This window comes from Staphylococcus pasteuri, from assembly GCF_030547725.1.
Lineage (GTDB): Bacteria > Bacillota > Bacilli > Staphylococcales > Staphylococcaceae > Staphylococcus > Staphylococcus pasteuri.
Map to the genome: position 1 here is coordinate 1 of NZ_JAUOQO010000388.1, position 267 is coordinate 267.

General features: G+C 43.8%; 1 protein-coding gene. It reads right to left on the reverse strand.

Annotated elements, in window-relative coordinates; all coding sequences use genetic code 11:
* Nucleotides 1-48: 48 nt before the first annotated feature.
* A partial coding sequence (locus Q4528_RS14110; RefSeq protein WP_303522237.1) for a hypothetical protein occupies nucleotides 49-267 on the reverse strand: 219 nt, incomplete at its 5' end.

A 267-nucleotide genomic window follows, 5' to 3' on the forward strand; every position in this document is an offset into this window, starting at 1 on the left:
GTAAAGGCCGCATTCGCGGCCATTGTAAGGATGTTTGTTGGTCGACGCTTAGCTAAGTATTACTGTGTTTGGAAAAAACTGTGTCCAAATACCGTAGTGAACACCGTTATGGGTAGCCACTTGTTCACCTTGTTCATTGAGCAACTTAACAATCTCGCCATCACTAAATATCTGCAGAGTTTCACCCCCTAACTCAAAAGTGAAGCCATTATTTTCATGGGCAAAGTTTGGGTCAATCGCAATTTGCTCTTGGCCGTTGTCGTATCC